This window comes from Mesorhizobium sp. M7D.F.Ca.US.004.03.1.1, assembly GCF_003998635.1.
Lineage (GTDB): Bacteria > Pseudomonadota > Alphaproteobacteria > Rhizobiales > Rhizobiaceae > Mesorhizobium > Mesorhizobium loti.
On sequence record NZ_RZQG01000788.1, the window covers coordinates 1 to 2,805 of the forward strand.

The window sequence follows — 2,805 nt, forward strand, 5'->3', positions numbered from 1 at the left end:
CGGTAGTAGAGCGCCGGCGCATCGGTGAAGATCGGCAAGGCGACGAGCTTGCCATTGACGGTCTGCGACTGGATGATCGATGGGAAATGCTCAGCTACGATGTCCTTGGTCGCTGCGGTCAAATCCACGAGCTGGCTGGCAAGCTGCGGCGCCCAGATGACATCGGTCTGGTAGACGTCGATGTCGCTGTTTCCCGCGGCGAGCCAAAGCCGGTACTGGCCGAACTGGTCGGTCCCGGACGTCGGCATGACGACGATGCTGACCTTGTTGCCGCTGTCTTTCTCGTAACGGTCGAGGATCTCGCGCAGCACCTTGATGCCGTCGCCGGTATCGCCCGACACGATCGACAGCTCGACGGCCCGCGCCGGCGTGCCAACCAGCATGGTGGCGACGCCGAGCGCCAGGAGTGCGTGAAAAAGCTTCATGATGGTGGATGTCCCTCTGCGGCCGGCGACGGAAAATCCTCCCACGCGCCGGCAGCTTGTCAGACCCCACCTTCCATTGAATGCGAAGCAGCGCTTTGGGTTCCCAAATCACGCCATTCCTGCGTGGGGCGACATGCATTAGGGTGTGTTGAGATTCAGGTCAGGCCGAGTCGAAAGCGGCTGATACCGAGAACCGGAGCGGAGCGTACTTGGAGTACGTGAGCTCAGTTCTACCGCGACGCGGTAGAACGGGGAAGCGCAGGGAACCGTCGCTTTTCAGGCCGGTATCACCTGAATATCAGCACACCCTAATGCATGTCGCCCAAAAGTGACCTCGGTTTTGGGAAAACGACATGCCTAAAAACAAAGACCTAAAGCGCGTCGCCTGAATCCGTTCAAACGCGACGCGCTTTAGCCTTCCCAGGCGACAGGCATCATCCCCAGCCGCTCGTAGAGCCGGACGGCGGCGGGATTCTCGACCGTGTTGGTCTTGAGGTCGACATGATCGGCACCGCGTTCGTGAAAAATGGCGAAGGCGTGCCACATCAGCGCCTCGCCAATACCCTTGCCACGCGCTTCGGGATGAACGGCAAGGTCCTTCACGAAGGCGCGGGTCCAGCACAGCGCCGCCGCCGCCAGCCGGCCCTTGGCGTCGATGACGAGGAAGCACAGTGCCGGGTCGAATTCGGGATCGTCCGCGATACGCGGCCACCACTCGTCGAACGGACCATCGGTGCCGTCGTCGAACACCTCGGTCAACAGCGCATGCAGGGGCAGCGCATCACCGGGCTCGAAGCTACGCATGACAAAACCGTCCGGCCAATGCGGCGGAACCAGCGTCTCGTCGAGGATCTTGCGCAGCCGGATGTCGTTCAGAGCCGGCGGGCGCGGTTCAGGCATCGCGCTCAGGCGTCGGGCTGCAGGCGGCGGCGCTTGCGGTCGACACCGAGGCCGGTTGCCTCGAGCAGGCCCTTGCGCTTGGCGTCGAAATAGTAGCCGGTCTGGTAGAGCCAGTCGGCCTTCTTGGCATTGCCGCCCGCCACCAGCCAGGCGCCGCGCAGATATTTGACCGCATATTTCAGATTGGTCTCGGCGTCGAACAGGCCCTTGGCCGGTCCGTCATAGCCCATGCCGCGCGCCGTCGCGTGCTTGATCTGCATCAGCCCCCAATGGCCATTATTGTAGGCTTTCGGGTTGAAGGTGCTCTCGCGGTTGACGACATGGCGCACCAGGTCCACCGGCACTTGGTAGAGTGCGGCATATTTCTCGATCAGCCGCTCGACATCGCCACGCACGCCCGTCGCGTGTTCTTCCGTCGGCCCGACCGGACCCTGCACCAGGGCGGCCGGATTCTGCGGCACGACATAGGCGACCTGCTGGACGCCGGGCATCCGGTCGCCCTTGGCGGTCGCCGGCATGACGAGCCCCGCGGTCGTATAGCTCTCGGCCGCCTTGACCGGCTCGCTCGCATTTGCCGGCGGCGGCGCCTGCCAGGCATTGGCGGTCATCACGGCGGGCACGGCTGGTGCCGCCGGCGTCGAACCGGCGAAGGCGGCGGTCACTGCCGCCGGTTGCGCGGTGGGATCGAGCGGCAGCTCGGCTGTCTGAACGGGGGCAATACCGGATGATTCCGGCAGCACCGAAACGGTCTCCGGCAGCGGCACGGTGAAGCCGGCGTCAGTGCCGGCGACGGTCGCGGTTTCGGTAAGAGCAGGCGCAGATTTCATCTGCGAGGTCGACGTGCAGCCGCTGATGCCGGCGGCGGCCAGGATCACGCCGATCGCGATAAGGTTGAGTTTTGCTGGCAAGCCGCGCTCGGGTCCGATTTGTCGGGTTGTTAAGAAATCCCTTACACCAGCGATTCATGACCGGCAATCGGGGCTACCAGGTGGTTTTCGGGTGGCGAGACGCGGGCGGTGATGCCATATTGTTCTGGATATGTACTGGGACGAATCCCGGTTTTCGCCACTTTGCGGAAAGGAACGCATGATGGACACGACAGCTTCGATCACGGCCGGCCACGCAGTGTTAGAAACAGTGATCGGTTTCATGGGCATTGCGTGGAGCGAAAAGGGCCTGATCCGGCTCTGCCTGCCCGAACGCAGCCGCGAGGCGGTGGAGCGGCGCCTGCTGCGCCATGGCGGCGTTTCCGCCTCCACGGCGCAGCCGCCATGGGTGGTCGAGCTGATCGCAGCGATCAAAGCCTATGCGGCGGGCGAGGACGTCGATTTCTCCGGCGTGCCGGTCGATCTCGACGGCGTCGACGATTTCCGCCTCGCCATTTACGACGCGGCGCGAAAACTGTCCTTCGGCGAAACTACCACCTATGGCGAGCTGGCAAAAACCGCCGGCCATGCAGGGCTCGCCCGTGAGACCGGGG

At 63.9% G+C, this 2,805-nt stretch carries 4 protein-coding genes; 1 reads left to right on the forward strand and 3 read right to left on the reverse strand.

Features of this window, described 5'->3' with window-relative positions; translation table 11 throughout:
• The 3 genes from EN935_RS29815 to EN935_RS29825 form a co-directional block, all read right to left on the reverse strand.
• A partial coding sequence (locus tag EN935_RS29815) for an extracellular solute-binding protein (protein WP_127373912.1) occupies positions 1-425 on the reverse strand: 425 nt, incomplete at its 3' end.
• A gap of 411 nt (positions 426-836) precedes the next feature.
• A complete protein-coding gene (locus EN935_RS29820; RefSeq protein WP_127262810.1) occupies positions 837-1,325 on the reverse strand; it encodes a GNAT family N-acetyltransferase in 489 nt (162 codons plus the stop codon).
• 5 nt (positions 1,326-1,330) lie between these two features.
• Complete coding sequence (locus tag EN935_RS29825) at positions 1,331-2,233, reverse strand: lytic transglycosylase domain-containing protein (protein WP_109659944.1); 903 nt, start codon at positions 2,231-2,233, stop codon at positions 1,331-1,333.
• Between the two features lie 181 nt (positions 2,234-2,414).
• Here EN935_RS29825 and EN935_RS29830 point away from each other — a divergent pair.
• Positions 2,415-2,805 (forward strand): MGMT family protein (locus tag EN935_RS29830; protein WP_164771443.1); only part of this gene is annotated, 391 nt, incomplete at its 3' end.

Coding starts and splice junctions, on each gene's coding strand:
- EN935_RS29820 (WP_127262810.1), bottom strand. CDS start 1,325: ATGCCTGAACCGCGCCCGCCGGCTCTGAACGACATCCGGCTGCGCAAG.